Source organism: Pararhodobacter sp. (assembly GCF_034676545.1).
Taxonomy (GTDB): domain Bacteria; phylum Pseudomonadota; class Alphaproteobacteria; order Rhodobacterales; family Rhodobacteraceae; genus Pararhodobacter.
This window is the reverse complement of the sequence record NZ_JAUCBZ010000015.1, coordinates 3794507-3809836: the sequence shown is the minus strand read 5'-3', so window position 1 is coordinate 3809836 and position 15330 is coordinate 3794507. Positions and strand designations below refer to the sequence as shown.

The 15330-nt window shown below is 63.6% G+C and carries 11 protein-coding genes and 1 pseudogene; 2 read left to right on the top strand and 10 right to left on the bottom strand.

What is annotated here, in order from left to right:
* Positions 1–8: 8 nt before the first annotated feature.
* The 3 genes from VDQ28_RS22170 to VDQ28_RS22160 all read right to left on the bottom strand — a co-directional run bounded on the left by VDQ28_RS22170 (position 9) and on the right by VDQ28_RS22160 (position 3672).
* Entirely contained in the window at positions 9–1046 is a 1038-nt protein-coding gene (locus VDQ28_RS22170) for a rod shape-determining protein (RefSeq protein WP_323037997.1), read from the bottom strand.
* Between the two features lie 246 nt (positions 1047–1292).
* Complete coding sequence (locus tag VDQ28_RS22165; protein ID WP_323037996.1) at positions 1293–2855, bottom strand: 2-isopropylmalate synthase; 1563 nt, start codon at positions 2853–2855, stop codon at positions 1293–1295.
* Positions 2856–3135: 280 nt separating this feature from the next.
* Positions 3136–3672, bottom strand: a complete 537-nt coding sequence (locus VDQ28_RS22160) for an acyl-CoA thioesterase (RefSeq protein ID WP_323037995.1) — start codon at positions 3670–3672, stop codon at positions 3136–3138.
* A 151-nt stretch (positions 3673–3823) separates the two neighbouring features.
* Here VDQ28_RS22160 and VDQ28_RS22155 point away from each other — a divergent pair.
* Together VDQ28_RS22155 and trhA are read left to right on the top strand one after the other, a co-directional pair.
* Positions 3824–4174, top strand: a pseudogene (locus tag VDQ28_RS22155) (hemolysin III family protein); the annotation flags it as partial.
* 52 nt (positions 4175–4226) lie between these two features.
* Entirely contained in the window at positions 4227–4544 is a 318-nt protein-coding gene (trhA, locus tag VDQ28_RS22150) for a PAQR family membrane homeostasis protein TrhA (RefSeq protein ID WP_323037994.1), read from the top strand.
* 7 nt (positions 4545–4551) lie between these two features.
* On the opposite strand, the gene recQ is transcribed toward trhA, so the two are convergent.
* The 7 genes from recQ to VDQ28_RS22115 form a co-directional block, all read right to left on the bottom strand.
* Positions 4552–6624 carry a DNA helicase RecQ gene (gene recQ, locus VDQ28_RS22145; RefSeq protein WP_416349413.1) on the bottom strand — a complete coding sequence of 691 codons (2073 nt, stop codon included), beginning with the start codon at positions 6622–6624 and terminating at the stop codon, positions 4552–4554.
* A gap of 4 nt (positions 6625–6628) precedes the next feature.
* Positions 6629–6916 carry a YggT family protein gene (locus VDQ28_RS22140; protein ID WP_323037993.1) on the bottom strand — a complete coding sequence of 96 codons (288 nt, stop codon included), beginning with the start codon at positions 6914–6916 and terminating at the stop codon, positions 6629–6631.
* 74 nt (positions 6917–6990) lie between these two features.
* A complete protein-coding gene (locus tag VDQ28_RS22135; protein WP_323037992.1) occupies positions 6991–9225 on the bottom strand; it encodes a response regulator in 2235 nt (744 codons plus the stop codon).
* A gap of 103 nt (positions 9226–9328) precedes the next feature.
* Complete coding sequence (locus tag VDQ28_RS22130; protein ID WP_323037991.1) at positions 9329–10504, bottom strand: acetyl-CoA C-acyltransferase family protein; 1176 nt, start codon at positions 10502–10504, stop codon at positions 9329–9331.
* Between the two features lie 228 nt (positions 10505–10732).
* A complete protein-coding gene (gene rnr / locus VDQ28_RS22125; RefSeq protein ID WP_323037990.1) occupies positions 10733–12988 on the bottom strand; it encodes a ribonuclease R in 2256 nt (751 codons plus the stop codon).
* Positions 12989–13183: 195 nt separating this feature from the next.
* Positions 13184–13981 (bottom strand): SDR family NAD(P)-dependent oxidoreductase, encoded by a 798-nt coding sequence (locus VDQ28_RS22120; RefSeq protein ID WP_323037989.1) that lies wholly within the window; start codon positions 13979–13981, stop codon positions 13184–13186.
* A gap of 4 nt (positions 13982–13985) precedes the next feature.
* Positions 13986–15257, bottom strand: coding sequence for an acyl-CoA dehydrogenase family protein (locus VDQ28_RS22115; RefSeq protein WP_323037988.1), 1272 nt, complete (start codon positions 15255–15257; stop codon positions 13986–13988).
* Positions 15258–15330: the final 73 nt, after the last annotated feature.

Below are 15330 nucleotides of genomic sequence, written 5' to 3'. Positions count from 1 at the left end.
CCTCTCGGTCAGCTGTCGTAATCGATGGCGTGGCGCAGCTGCTTTTCGTATTCCAGCGCCTTGCCGGTTCCCAACGCCACGCAGTTCAACGATTGGTCGGCCACGGTGATGATCAACCCGGTCTGCTCGCGCAGCGCCAGATCCAGATCACCCAGCAGCGCGCCGCCACCGGTCAGCATCACGCCCCGGTCGACGATATCCGCCGCCAGATCGGGCGGCGTGGTCTCCAGCGCGATCATCACCGCCTCGCAGATCGTCTGCACGGTTTCCGACAGCGCCTCGGCCACCTGGCCCTGCGTGATCTCGATTTCCTTGGGCACGCCGTTCAGCAGGTCGCGGCCGCGGATCTGCATGACCTTGCCGCGCCCGTCGTCGGGCATCCGCGCCGTGCCGATGGTGGTCTTGATCCGCTCGGCCGTTGATTTGCCGATCAGCAGGTTCTGATGGCGGCGCAAATAGCTGATGATCGCCTCGTCCATCCGGTCGCCACCGACGCGCACCGAACGCGCATAGACAATGTCCCCCAAGGACAGCACCGCAACCTCGGTTGTTCCGCCGCCGATATCGACCACCATCGAGCCGGTCGGATCGGTGATCGGCATCCCCGCGCCAATCGCCGCCGCAATGGGCTCCGAGATCAGGCCAGCGCGCCGCGCACCCGCCGACAGGACCGACTGCCGGATCGCACGTTTCTCGACCGGGGTGGCGCCATAGGGCACGCAGACAATGACCTTGGGCTTTGAAAAGGTTGAGCGACGCGTCACCTTGCGGATGAAATGCTTGATCATTTCCTCGGCCACGTCGAAATCGGCAATGACCCCGTCGCGCATCGGGCGGATCGCCTCGATACTGCCCGGCGTGCGGCCCAACATCAGCTTGGCATCCTCGCCAACGGCCAAAACCTGCTTGCGGCCATCTTTCACATGATAGGCGACGACCGACGGCTCATTCAAGATGATGCCCCGGCCCTTGACGTAGACAAGCGTATTCGCTGTGCCCAAATCGATCGCCATATCTGACGAAAACAGGCCCCTGAGTCCAAACATTGCGCGGCTTTCCAATAAAATAGCACGACACCCCCGCACAGGCGGGGGCATTCGGCGTCGTTATAGGCTTGGTGGAGTGTTGGCGTAAAGGGTCGACTGCCCGCTTATAGGCGCTAATCTGCCGCCCCGTGTGTCACGTTGCGGTCATCTTGCCCCTTCATCTTGCAAAAAATACTCATCTTGGAATCACGGGCGCGCATGTGTGCCGGCAAGGCGGGGGGGACGCGCGCCCCCCCCCTGTTCCGCTCAACTCGCCGATTGCATCAGCGCCGAGTTGCTGGGCCGCCCCTGACCCGCGTGCAGTCGGTTCAGCGCGTTCACATAGGCCTTGGCCGAGGCCACCACCGTGTCCGTATCCGCCGATTGCCCGGTGAACACCCGTCCATCCAGGCTCAGCCGTACCGAGACCGTCGCCTGCGCATCGGTCCCCTCGGTCACGGCTTGCACCTGATAAAGGTCCAGTTTCGCGCCATGCGGGTAGATCATCTTGACGGCGTTGAACACCGCATCGACAGGCCCGTCGCCGGTGGCATCGACAAACTGCTCGACACCTGCCACCGCCAGCGTCAATTCGGCCTCTTGCGGGCCTTCGGTGCCGCAGACCACGCGCAGCTTGCGCACCTGCAGGTGATCATCCGCCGCCGACGCCGAGGCATCGGCCAGCAGCGCGATCAGGTCGTCGTCATAGACTTCCTTCTTGCGGTCGGCCAACGCCTTGAAGCGCACGAACACGTCCTTGAGCTGGTTGTCACCCAACTCATAGCCCAATTCCCCCAGTTTCGCGCGCAGCGCCGCGCGGCCCGAATGTTTGCCCAAGGCGATATTCTTGGCATTCAGCCCGATATCTTCCGGGCGCATGATCTCGAAGGTCTGCACGTTTTTCAGCACGCCATCCTGATGGATGCCGCTTTCGTGCAGAAACGCGTTCTTGCCGACCACCGCCTTGTTGAACTGCACCGCAAAGCCGGAAACCTGACTGACCCGGCGGCTCAGATGCATGATCTTGGTGGTGTCGATGCCGGTCCGGTACGGCATGATATCGTTGCGCACCCGCATCGCCATCACCACCTCCTCCAGCGCGGTGTTGCCGGCACGCTCGCCCAAGCCGTTGATCGTGCACTCGATTTGCCGCGCGCCGGCCTCGACCGCCGCCAAGGCATTCGCCGTCGCCATGCCCAGATCGTTGTGGCAATGCGTGGCAAAGATGATCTCGTCGGCGCCCGGCACCCGCTCCAGCAACATGCGGATCAGGTCGGCGGATTCGCGCGGCGCGGTGTAGCCCACCGTGTCGGGGATGTTGATCGTCGTGGCGCCTGATTTGATCGCCGCTTCGACCACGCGGCACAGATAGTCATGCTCGGTGCGCGTGGCATCCATCGGCGACCATTGCACATCGCCGCACAGATTGCGCGCATGGGCGACGGTCGCCTGGATCTTTTCGACCATCTGCTCCTGGTCCAGCGCGGTGATGTCGCGGTGCAGCGGCGAGGTGCCGATAAACGTGTGAATGCGCGGGCGGGCGGCGTGTTTCACCGCCTCCCAGCAGCGGTCGATGTCGTTGGTGCTGGCGCGCGCCAGACCGCAGATCACCGCGTTTTTCGATTGCGCGGCTATCGCCGAAACCGCCTCGAAATCGCCATCCGAGGCAATCGGGAACCCGGCCTCGATGATATCGACGCCCATATCGTCCAGCAACTGCGCGATTTCCAGCTTTTCTTCGTGGCTCATGGTGGCGCCGGGCGATTGCTCGCCGTCGCGCAAGGTCGTGTCAAAGATCAATACGCGGTCTTGTTGTGTCTTGTCAGTCATGGGATTTCTCGTGCTTCCGGAGTGTCTTAGCAATGTGCCTGTGGTGTGACATGGGCGCTGGCTACCTCTGAGCGGTCGCGCCCAAGGGCACGCTCAGAGGCTGCCAAGCAGCAGCAGGCCGCGCAGACCAATCCCGTGACCGGCAAAGGCCGGTTGCGATTCAGACGCAAAAGGGGGGCGCGTGCATTCCATGCGGGCGACTATAATCCGCGAAACCGAAAAGAAAAGGCCGAATTCGCGGGGGCGTCGCGTTTTGCTTCGGGGTGATGGGCGGCGCTCGTCAGGCTGAAATCTGCGGCGGCCAGGGGCGCTGCGCATCGGCGGCGATCCACGCCTGCACCCACTCCGGCAATGCAGGCCCCTCCAGATCGGTGCACCCCATCTGGGCCATCAACTGCGCGGGTGGCAGAATGCCCGAGGGCTGCGTCGCGGCGATGCGCACCAGCAGGTTGTTCAGCGCCACGCCGTTGCGCCACATGGACTGGTCGAGATACACGAAACGGTGGTCCCAGCCCACAACCCGGCTGTGCATCTCGAAGCGTTGAAACATCCGAATGCGCTGCCGATACCGCACATGCGACCCGGCCACCGTCATCCCCCAACCGCGCGCCCTTATCGCCGCAATAAAGCCCGTGCGGATCATCAACGGAATGCGGCCCAGATCATACAGCGTCAGGGTGCGCCCATTGTTCAATTCCATCCACGGGTCCAGATCCCACGGCCAGCAAATATGCGTTGAAACATGGGGTTCAAACAGGCCAAGCGGACGCGCGCCATGTTGATAGCGCTCTTTGATCAGTCGGATAACAGGGTACATGGGCACGGCCTCTGGTCACGCGGTCGGGGTCAGTCCCCGCAATGCCGCCACCTTGCCACGCACGTCAAGTCAGGCGTGGCGTCACGAAAAAGGACGCCTGTTTACCAAACGGTGATCCTTTGCCGTCAGACTTGCCCCCGCGTCGGCATTGATGGTTCCGCAAAAGCCGCGTAACCTTGGGGCAATCATCCAAAGGGCAGAGCAAATGACAGAGGCGTTTCAAAAGGCCTATACGCGGGCCGAGAAGGTCTCGGATGCGGTCGTGCATGTCGCGGGGCTGTCGCTGGTCTTGATGGCGGTGCCGGTTTTGATCGTTTTGACCGCGCTCTATCGCGGCGACGCCGCCTCGGTGACCGGGGTGTCAATCTATGGCGCGGCCCTGTTCGCGATGATCTTGTTCTCGGCGCTCTATAACATCGGCGAAACCTCGGGGTTTGGCCGGGCCAGAGAATGGTTGCTGCGCCGTCTGGATCACTCGGCGATCTACCTGAAAATTGCCGGCACCTACACGCCGTTTACCCTGCTGTCAGGGCATGGTGTGGCCTTGACCATCGGTGTCTGGGCAGGCCGCTTTTGCCGGGATCACCCTGAAAATCATCTCGCCCGAGCGGTTCAAATGGGCGGCGCTGGCGCTGTATCTGGGCATGGGCTGGGCGGGGGTCGTGGCGGGCGGCTCGCTGTTTGCATCCTTGCCGGTGCCGGTTCTGGTGCTGATGAGCATTGGCGGCGGGCTTTATACCCTGGGCGTCGTTTTCTACCTCTGGCGCGAGCTGCCGTTCCATTACACCATCTGGCATGTCTTTGTTTTGGCAGCCAGTTTCGTGTTTTATGCGGCGGTTCTGGTGTTTGTTTTCATGGCACCCACGGCCTGATGACCGGCTAACCCTCGCGCAGGATATCGAGGAATGCTGGCCCGAACCGTTCGGCGGATTTCTCACCAATCAGCCGCGTCAATCCGGCGATGTCACCGGGCTTCTGGCTGGCCAATCGCGCGCGTTGCGCCGTGGTCAGGGACAGCGGTTTGAGCGTGCCACAAGCACCACGCATCAAGCTCTGCTCCGCGTCCATCAGCCGATCAAACAAAGATCCATCGCCCTTTGCCGCCAGTTTGACACGGGCGGGGTGCTCGGGCGCATCGTCGTGACCGGTGAGCACCGACAGGAAATTTGCCCCGTAGCGCTCCAGTTTGGTTGCCCCGACGCCGGAAATCCGCGCGAACGCGTCCAGTGAGGCCGGGCGCTTTTCGGCCATTTCGATTAGCGTTCGGTCGTTGAAAATGAAATAGGGTGGCACCTTGGCCGCCTGCGCCAACTCACGGCGCAGCGCCTTGAGCGCCGAGAGCATCGGCGCATCATCATCCGACACCAGCGCTTTCGGTTCATGCTGCGTGGTCGCCTTTTCCACGCTGTCTGCCCGAAATTGAAGGGATGATTCGCCCCGCAGGATCGGCCTTGCGCTCTCGGTCATGCGCAGTGCGCCATGGCGATCCGGGTCGGGCCGCACCAGATCGCGGCCCATCATCTGCCGGAAAACCGCCTGCCAACTGGCGCGCTTCAGATCCTTGCCCACGGCAAAGGTCGGCAGTTGATCATGGCCGCGCTGGCGCACTTTGTCGGTGGCGTTGCCGGTCAGGATGTCGATCAGATGATGCGTGCCAAAACTCTCGCCGGTGCGCAGCATTGCCGACAGCGCCTTTCGCACCGGGTCCGTCGCGTCAAACAACCGGGCGGGCGTTTCGCACAGGTCGCAATTGCCGCAGGGCTCGCTGATCTCGCCAAAATAGGCCAGCAGCATGCGTCGGCGGCACGAGGTGGCCTCGGCCAGACCCAGCAGCGTGTTCAGCCGCCCGTGATCGGCCTGGCGACGTTCGGCCGGGGCATTGGAGTCGTCGATTTGCGCGCGTCGCAGGCGGATATCATCGGGGCCAAACAGGGTCAGCGTGTCGGCTGGCAGGCCATCGCGCCCGGCGCGGCCAATTTCCTGATAATAGGCCTCGATGGATTTGGGCAGATCGGCGTGCGCAACCCAGCGCACATCGGGTTTGTCGACCCCCATGCCAAACGCCACCGTGGCGCAGACGATCAACCCGTCCTCGGTCTGGAACAGCCCTTCGACCTTGCGCCGCTCCCAGTCCTCCAACCCGCCGTGATAGGCGCGCGCCGGGTGCCCGGCCTCGACCAGCGCCTTGGCCAGGGTTTCGGTGCGCGCCCGGGTCGCGCAATACACGATGCCCGATTGCCCACGCCGCGTCGCGGCAAAGGCCATGATCTGTTTGCGCGGGCTGTCCTTGACGGCAAAGGCCATCCGGATATTCGGGCGATCGAACCCGTGCAGAAAGGTTGGCGGGTCCTCGCCATCGAACAGCCGCTCGACGATTTCCGCGCGCGTCGCGGCGTCGGCGGTGGCGGTAAACGCGGCCAGTGGCACCCCAAGCGCGCGGCGCAGCGCGCCGATGCGCAGGTAGTCGGGGCGGAAATCATGCCCCCATTGGCTGACGCAATGCGCCTCATCCACGGCGATCAGGCGACAGTTGGAGCGCCGCAGCAGCGACGTGGTGGCGCTGGTGGCCAGGCGCTCGGGCGCGATGTAGAGCAGCTTCAAACGGCCTTCTTCGAGCGCGGCAAAAATCTCGTCGTTTTCCTCTGGAGAGTTTCCCGAGGTCAACGAGGCCGCCGGGACTCCGGCCAGTTGCATCGCGCCAACCTGATCGCGCATCAAGGCAATCAGCGGCGAAATTACCACCGTCAACCCCTCACGCGCCAAAGCAGGCAGTTGAAAACAAAGGGATTTTCCGCCGCCGGTCGGCATGATCGCCAGAACATCCTGCCCGTCGATCACGGCGCGTACGATGTCTTCCTGGCCGGGTCGGAATTGCGAGAATCCAAAGACCCGCGCCAGCAGCGCGTTGAGCGTTTCCGAAGGGGCGGCCGTTTCGCCGGAAAGATATGTCACAGGATCAAAGCAGCGCCGACATGTTGTTGATGATCACGATCCGGATCGCGTAAATCGCCAGCAGAACAATCAGCGGCGCCAGATCGAGGCCACCCATGCTGGGCAGGAAGGTCCGAATCCGCGAGTAAATCGGGTCCAGCAACTTGTTCAGCCCGTCCCAGATCTGCGCAACCAGGGGCTGGCGCAGGTTCAGGACCTGAAAATTGATCAGCCATGACATGACAACATGCGCGATCACGATCCACCAGATCACGTTGAGGATGAGGAAAAGGATCTGAATGACAGACAGCATGGCGGCTCCGAAGGTTATGAGACTTGGCTTATCAGGTAGAGTGCGTTGCCGCCAAGAGCAAGGCCATTGGCCCGTCAGCCGATTTCATCCATCGGCATTTCGATCGGGCTGATGCCGTCGGGCACATAGCGTTTAATCATCTCGATCAGCAGCGGTTTCTTCAACGGCTTGGTCATGACATGGTCCAGACCCGCGGCAAGGATGTCGTCTTTGTCGCCGGCCATCGCGTGTGCCGTCAGGGCGACAATGGGGATCTGTGCCCCGCCGGGCAATTGGCGGATTTCGCGGGTTGCCTCGCGCCCATCCATTTCGGGCATTGAAATATCCATGAAGATCAGGTCCGGGCGGTGCGAGACAAAGCTGTCGACCGCGGCGCGCCCGTCCTCGGCCATGATCAGATCGATGGCCAGACCCTGCACCATTTTCGAAAAGACCAGGCGGTTGGTGCGATTGTCCTCGGCGCACAGAATGCGCATCAGGCGCGTGCCGGTTTGTGGGGTAAACTGCGCCTTTTGCGTTGACGCAATCGGGGCGTCGAGCTTTTCGGGCGAGGACAGGAGCTGGAGCTGGCGCACAAGGTCGTGGCGCAGCATGGGTTTTTGTAAAATTGACCGTATTTCGGGGATCGCGGGATGGTCCGACGTGACCGATGGGCTGGAACTGAGCAGGATGACCGGCAGATCGAAGCCGTTTTGCCGCAGCTTCAGCGTCAGGGCCAAACCATCCATCCCCGGCATTTCGTGATCGGTGATCAGCAGATCAAAATTCGGGCGGTCAGGGTCCGTTTGCGCGGCGGCGATACGGGTGTATGCGTCAATCCCCGTTGCGCAGAGCGTGACTTTCAGACCCTGTGCCGCCAGTTGACGTTCCAGAATCGTGCGGTTGATCAGATGATCGTCGGCCACCAGCACATGTTCAAGGTGGATCGGATCGGCGGGCAATAGTTGTGTGGTTTCGGTCAGCGGCAAGGTGAGCGTGAAGCCAAAGCACGACCCTTTGCCAAAGTCACTCTCGACCCAGATCTGCCCGCCCATCAGCTCGATCAGGCGGCGGGTGATGGCCAGACCCAGCCCGGTGCCCTCGAATTTGCGATTCGCCTGATCGTCGACCTGCGCGAATTCGCCGAACACGCGTTGGATGTTCTCGGGGGCAATGCCGATGCCGGTGTCCTCGATGGTGACGTTCAACTGTTGCATCCCGTTGCCGACATCGAAGCCCACCACCCGAATCAGAACGTGGCCTGACTCGGTAAACTTGACCGCGTTGCCGATCAGATTGGTCAAAACCTGCCGCATCCGGCCCGGGTCGGCCATGAAACGTGTCGGCAGGAACAGATCGTAATCCATGAGCAAATCAATCGAGCGCTTGCGCGCCCCCGCTTGCAGCAGGATCAGGATTTCATGGATGCAGCGCTCCAGATCGAAGGGTTCCGGGAACAGCGTCAGCTTGTCGGCCTCGATCTTGGAGAAATCGAGGACATCGTTGATAATGTTCAACAATGCTTCGCCCGAGGAGCGAATCGTCTCGGCGTAGAGCCGTTGTTCGTCGCTCAGTTGCGTGTCGCACAACAGTTCCGACATGCCCACGACGCCATTCATCGGCGTGCGGATTTCGTGGCTCATATTCGCCAGGAACGCCGATTTCGCGCGATTCGCGGCCTCGGCATGGCGGCGCGCCTCCTCGAGTTCGGCGGCATGACGCTCCACGTCGGTGATGTCACGCACCAGACTGACGATATCGCCGCCGCGCGCGCGGCGGTCATGGATTCGCGCGGTATCGCCGCGCGAGAATTTCAGGATGATGGGTTCTATCCGTTCATCCGTCCAGCGCCGCTCCATCCTTTCGATCCAGGCTTGTGGGGGCGTTTCCTCCAGGACGACACGCCCATCGAGCGCAAGAATTTCAAGCAATCGGCGGTAGGGGACACCCGGTTGCACCTCGGCGTAGCCCGCAAACACCCCCAGATAGGCCTGATTGGCGATCACCAGCTCTTGATTGCGGTTAAAGACGGCAAAACCATCGTGCAGGGTGTTGATCGAATCCCACAGGCGCCGTTCGGCCATGACCGCGTTTTGATGCGCGGATTCCACGTCTTCGCGCGCGCGCACCTGAAGGTTTTTCGCCTCGGCAACGCGCAATGCCTCCTCCAGCGCCGAGGTCCGGCCATTCTGGCGCAGGTTGTGCAGCTCAACGCGGGCCTGTTCCAGCAGTGACAGAGCGGACTCAAGTTCACGCGTGCGATGTTCAAGCTGCCTTTCGGCAGTCAGACGCGCGCGGCGCTCTGACGTCAGCTTGTCGAACATGGTCATGGACGCATGGATCCCTGAAAAAATACGGACCGACACCGAGGTCGGTCCGCCCAGAATTGTCGTGATCCATGAAGACCTGCTTAACCGCAGGTCATTTTTTTTCTTACAAACGTTCGATTGCCAGCGCGATGCCCTGACCGCCGCCGATACACATGGTGATCAGGCCGAAGCGACCGCCGGTGCGCTCCAGCTCATACAGCGCCTTGATCGTGACAATCGCGCCGGTCGCGCCCACCGGATGCCCCAGGGCAATCGCGCCGCCGTTGGGGTTCACTTTGGCCGGGTCGAGGCCAAGCGCCTTGTTGACCGCCAGCGCCTGCGCGGCGAAGGCCTCGTTCGATTCGATCACGTCGAACTCAGCGGGTGACATGCCGATGCGGCGGCACAGCATTTCCACCGCCGGGATCGGGCCGACGCCCATCACCTCGGGGCGCACGCCGGCCACGGCATAGCCCAGCACGCGGGCGCGCGGCACCAGACCTGCCGCGCGTGCCACATCGCCCCGCGCCAGAACAACGGCCGCCGCACCATCATTGATGCCGCTGGCATTGCCCGCCGTCACGGTGCCGTCTTTCTGAAACGCGGGGCGCAGCCCGGCCAAAGCCTCGAGCGTGGTTTTCTTCGGGTGCTCGTCGGTGTCGAAGGCAATATCACCCTTGCGCGATTTCAGCATGAAAGGCGCGATCTGATCGACGAACCGCCCCTCGGCAATGGCGCGGGCGGCGCGTTCCTGGCTTTCCAGCGCAAAGGCGTCTTGCTGCGCGCGGGTGATCTCATGTTCGGCGGCGACGTTTTCGGCGGTGACGCCCATGTGACCGGTGCCGAACGGGCAGGTGAGGGCGCCCAGCATCATGTCCTGCACCTTGGCGTCGCCCATCTTCTGGCCCCACCGCGCGGCGGGCACGCTGTAGGGCGCGCGGCTCATCGATTCGGCACCCCCGGCCAGCGCGTAATCGGCATCCCCCAGCGCCAGCGCCTGCACCGCCGAAACGATGGCCTGCGCGCCCGACCCGCACAGCCGGTTGACGTTCATCGCCGGTGTCGTGTCGGGGATGCCGGCCTGCATGGCGGCGACGCGCGACAGATAGGCGTCGCGCGGTTCGGTGTTGATGACATGGCCAAAGACCACGGTGCCGATTTGCGCCGGGTCAATCCTGGCGCGCTCAAGGGCGGCTTTGGTGACATGGGTGGCAATGTCGGACAGCGGGTTGTTGGCGAGACTGCCGCCAAAGGTCCCAATCGCGGTGCGCGCGCCGCTGAGTATGACAATCTCGTCCATGAGCATCCCCTGTGTGTGCTGTGTTGGTCCGATGTTTTATAACCACGGCGCGGCCGTTCTGCAAAGAGCGGGCTTGGTGCGGAACGTCACGTTCTGCGGTGGGGACGGCGCTTGGGCCCCATCGAGGGGCCACGCGCGCCGGGGGGCCAGCCCCAGCACCCCGCCCAAGGGGGCCACCGCCCCCTTGGGGAACCCGGTGAGTATTTGCGGCAAGATGAAGGCGCGTGGTCAGCCGCGTTTGCGCTCGGTCTTTTTGCGGATTTTCATGCGTTTGGCTTTGGTCGCGGCGGTTTTGCGGCCCAAAGTGCGCCCGGCTTTGCCACGCGGTTGGCGGGGAATTTCCCGGCCTTCGACCTCGAGGAGTTCCAGCAGCAAGCCGCCGGTCATCGCCTCGGCCTCGGCCAGTTTGACCTGCACGCGTTGCCCCAGTCCCAGCACCTGCCCCGAGCGTTCGCCGGTCAGGGTCTGGCCCTCGACGTCGTGGCGGAAGAATTCATTGCCCAGGGTGCGGATCGGGATCAGGCCGTCCGCGCCGGTTTCGTCCAGTTTCACGAACAGCCCGAACCGCGCGACTCCGGCGATGCGACCCGAGAACGTGGCGCCGATGCGGTCGGCCATGAAGGCGGCGAGGTAGCGGTCGGTGGTGTCGCGTTCAGCGGTCATCGAGCGGCGCTCGGTTTCCGAGATCTGCGTCGCGGTTTCGGCGAGGTTTTCGATGTCCCAGTCTGACAGGCCGTCGTGTTTCGGGTTCGGCCCGAAGCGGTGTGCGGTGATCAGCGCGCGGTGCACGATCAGGTCGGAATAGCGCCGGATCGGCGAGGTGAAATGCGCGTAATTGCGCAGCGCCAGACCGAAATGGCCGAAGTTTTCCGCGCCGTAATAGGCCTGAGTCATGGACCTGAGCGTGGCCATGTTGATCAGTTCGTCAAATTCGCCCCCCTCGGCCTGATCCAGAAGCTTGTTCAGGTGGCGGGTCTGCAACACTTGCCCCTTGGCCAGCACCAGTCCGGCCGCCAGGGCCACCTCGCGCAGCGCGTTGATCTTTTCCAGCGTCGGTTCCTCATGGACCCGGAACAGCAGCGGCGTGCGGCGTTCGATCAGGGTCTCGGCGGCGGCGACATTGGCCATCACCATGAATTCCTCGATCACCTTATGGGCATCGAGACGTTCCTTGAAGGCCACCGACGTCACCTTTCCGTCCTCGCCCAGGATGATCTGGCGTTCGGGCAGGTCAAGGTTCAGCGGTTGGCGCACCTCGCGGGCGATCAGCGTGGCTTTCCAGGCGGCATGAAGATGGCCCAGCATCGTCGCCAAGGGTTCGGTTGCGTCGTCAAAGCGCCCGTCGAACCCCGCCTGCGCCTGCTCATAACTCAAGGAGGCGCGTGACCGCATCACGGCGCGCTCAAAGCGGTGGGCGCGTTTGTTGCCCTGCGCATCCAGAACCATGCGCACGCTGAGAACCGGACGGTCGACGCCCTCGTGCAGGGAGCACAGATCGCCCGACAGACGGTCCGGCAGCATCGGCACCACGCGGTCGGGGAAATAGCTGGAGTTGCCGCGCTTGCGGGCCTCGCGGTCCAACTCGCTGCCGGGGGTCACATAGGCGGCGACATCGGCGATCGCCACCCAGACGACATGGCCGCCGGGGTTGGTGGTGTCGCTGTCCGGCTCGGCATAGACCGCGTCATCATGGTCGCGCGCATCCCATGGGTCGATGGTGATCAGGTCCAGCGCGCGCAGATCGGTGCGACCTTCGGCGCTGGCCTCCGGCGCGGCTTCGGCCTCGGCGATCACCTCGTCGGGAAAGCGATCCGGGATGCCGTGCTGGTGAATCGCGATCAGTGACACCGCGCGCGGCGCGCTGGGGTCGCCCAGCCGGGCGAGGATCCGCGCTTGCGGCAAGCCCATGCGGCGCGTGCCGCGCTGCTCGGCCTCGACCAATTCGCCGTCCCTGGCGCCTTTGGCATCGGCAGGGCTGACCATCCACTCCAGATCAACACCCTTGTCGATTGGCATGATGCGCCCGCCCTCGGACCCGGTGCGATAAATGCCCAGAACCGTGGCTGGCCCCGATTGCAGCTTGCGGATCGGATGCGCGTGATAGCCGTCGCTGCCTGCCGGCAACAGCTTGGCCAGGACCCGGTCGCCGGCACCCAGCGCGGGTTGGTCCTTGCCCGGCAGGATCTGGATGCGGGGCGGCGCGCCCTTGCCCTGCCAATCCGCGGGCTCTGCCAGCAGATCGCCGTCCTTGTCCGGCCCGCTGACCCGCAACACCGTGACCGGCGGCAGATCACCCGTCACCGCGCGCCGTTTGCGCCGTGTGAACAGCCCCTCGGCCTCCATCTCGGACAGCAGGCGTTTCAGATCAACCTTGGCCGCCCCCCCCTTGATCCCAAAGGCGCGGCCAATTTCGCGCAGCGTCGGTGTACCCTGCTGCTCGGACAGCCAGGCGGAGAGTTCGGATTTTGATGGCATATGGCTCATGGTTTGCAGGTAGCATGGCGCAATCGGGCCGTCACCTGCAAACCGGCACCGAAACCGCCCGCCGCCCCGAGTCTTTGTTCTTCAAATATCCTCAGGGGGTGAATGCGCGGCACGCGCAGAGGGGGCAGAATGCCCCCTGACGCCTTGGAACAGACCTCGCGCTTGCGCGTCCGCCAGGTTGCTCGAACGGCGCGCTTATATCGACCATTTGGGCGTGAACGGATGCTGCGCCGACAGGCCGCCATCCACCGCCAGCACCTGCCCGTTGACATAGGACGCCGCATCCGAGGCCAGAAACGCCACCGTTTGCGCAATCTCCTCGGCCTCGCCTCCGCGCCGCGTCGGGTTCAACTGGCCGATCTTGCCCTCGCGGCCCGTGGCGCGCGCGTCGTCGAACAGCGGCGCGGTCATCGGCGTCTCGATCAACCCCGGTGCCACGCCATTGATGCGAATGCCTTGCCCGGTCAGCGCCATCGCCGTGGTCTGCACAAGGCTGATCACCCCGGCTTTCGACGCCGAATAGGGGATCGGCCCGGCCCCCGCCCGCAGGCCCGCAACCGAGGCCGTCAGCACGATCGCACCACCCGCTTTCATATGCGGCAGGCACTCACGCACGGCGATCCACGGCCCCAGCAGATTGATCCGCAACACCTCCATGAAACTGTCGCTGGCGGTGTCGAGGCGTGGCACCATGCCGCCGGTGATCCCGGCGTTGGCGAATAGAATGTCGATGCCGCCGAAAGCCTCCAGCGCGGTCTTGACGATCCGCGCCACGCCCGCGTCGGTCGCGCAATCGGTTTGCACCGCCATGGCCCGCCCACCGTCGGCCTCGATCAGCTCGGCGGTGGCTTGCACCTCGGGCTTCACATCGGCCACCACCACGCAGGCCCCGCGCCGTGCCATCAACAGCGCGGTGGCCCGTCCGATCCCGCCCGCCGCGCCGCTGATGATTGCGGTTTTCCCGGTCAGATCGGTGGTGGCCGGATTGCTCATGCGCCTATTCCCCCAGCATCGGGTTGCGGCCCAGTTTGGTGACCATCGGCTCCCAGCCCGGATGGTTCAACCCCTTGCGCTTCTTGATCTCCATGCGCGCCAACTGGTCACGGTGCACCTCGTCGGGGCCATCGGCCAGACGCAACACCCGCGCGCCGGCATAGGCCACGGCGGTGCCGAAATCATTGCCGGTGCCACCACCGCCGCAGACCTGAATCGCCCAGTCGGCGACCTGACAGGCCATGACCGGCGCGGCGATCTTGATCATCGCGATCTCGGCGCGGGCTTCCTTGTTGCCCACCGTGTCCATCTTGTGCGCCGCGTGCAGCGTCAGCAGGCGACACTGGTCAATCATGATCCGCGCATTGGCGATGCGCTCGCGGGTCACGCCCTGATCGGCCACCGGCTTGCCAAAGGCCACGCGCTGCAAGGCGCGGTCCACCATGGTTTCCAACAGCCGCTCGGCCATGCCCACCAGCCGCATGCAGTGGTGAATCCGCCCCGGCCCCAGCCGCGCCTGCGCGATCTCGAAGCCACGCCCTTCGCCCAGCAGCATATTCGCCGCCGGCACGCGTACATTCTCGAACAACACCTCCGACGCCCGGTCCGGCACGCCGTAATAGCCAAACACCGGCAACGACCGCAGCACGGTGATCCCCGGCGCATCCATCGGCACCAGAATCATCGACTGCTGCTTGTGGCGGTCTGGGTTGCCCGGGTCGGTCTTGCCCATGAAGATGCAGATCTTGGTGGCCGGATTCGACGCGCCGGTGGTGTACCACTTGTGCCCGTTGATCACATATTCGTCGCCCTCGCGGGTGATCTCGGCCTGAATATTCGTGGCATCACTCGAGGCCACATCCGGCTCCGTCATCGCAAAACAACTGCGGATTTCCCCGGCCAGCAAGGGCTTCAGCCAGCGCTCCTTGTCGGCCTCGGTGCCAAAGCGCTCGATGACTTCCATGTTGCCGGTATCGGGCGCGTTGCAGTTGAACACCTCGGGCGCCAGAAAGCTGCGCCCCATGATTTCGCACAGATGCCCGTATTCCAGATTGCTCAGCCCCGCGCCCTTGTCCGAATCGGGCAGGAACAGGTTCCACAACCCCGCCGCCCGCGCCTTGGGCTTCAACTCGCCCATGATCGGATAGGTCGCAAACGGCCCCAATTCCTCGGCCTCGCGAAAGAACCGCGCCTCGTTCGGGTAGATATATTCATCCATGAAATCCTTGAGACGGGCTTCATAGTCGATGACAGCAGCGGATTTATCGGGGATCATGGGGCATTCCTCCTGTTTGGGTCAGCCTAGCGCCGAATTCTACAGCTGACAAGATCGTCTGACGATCTCACTT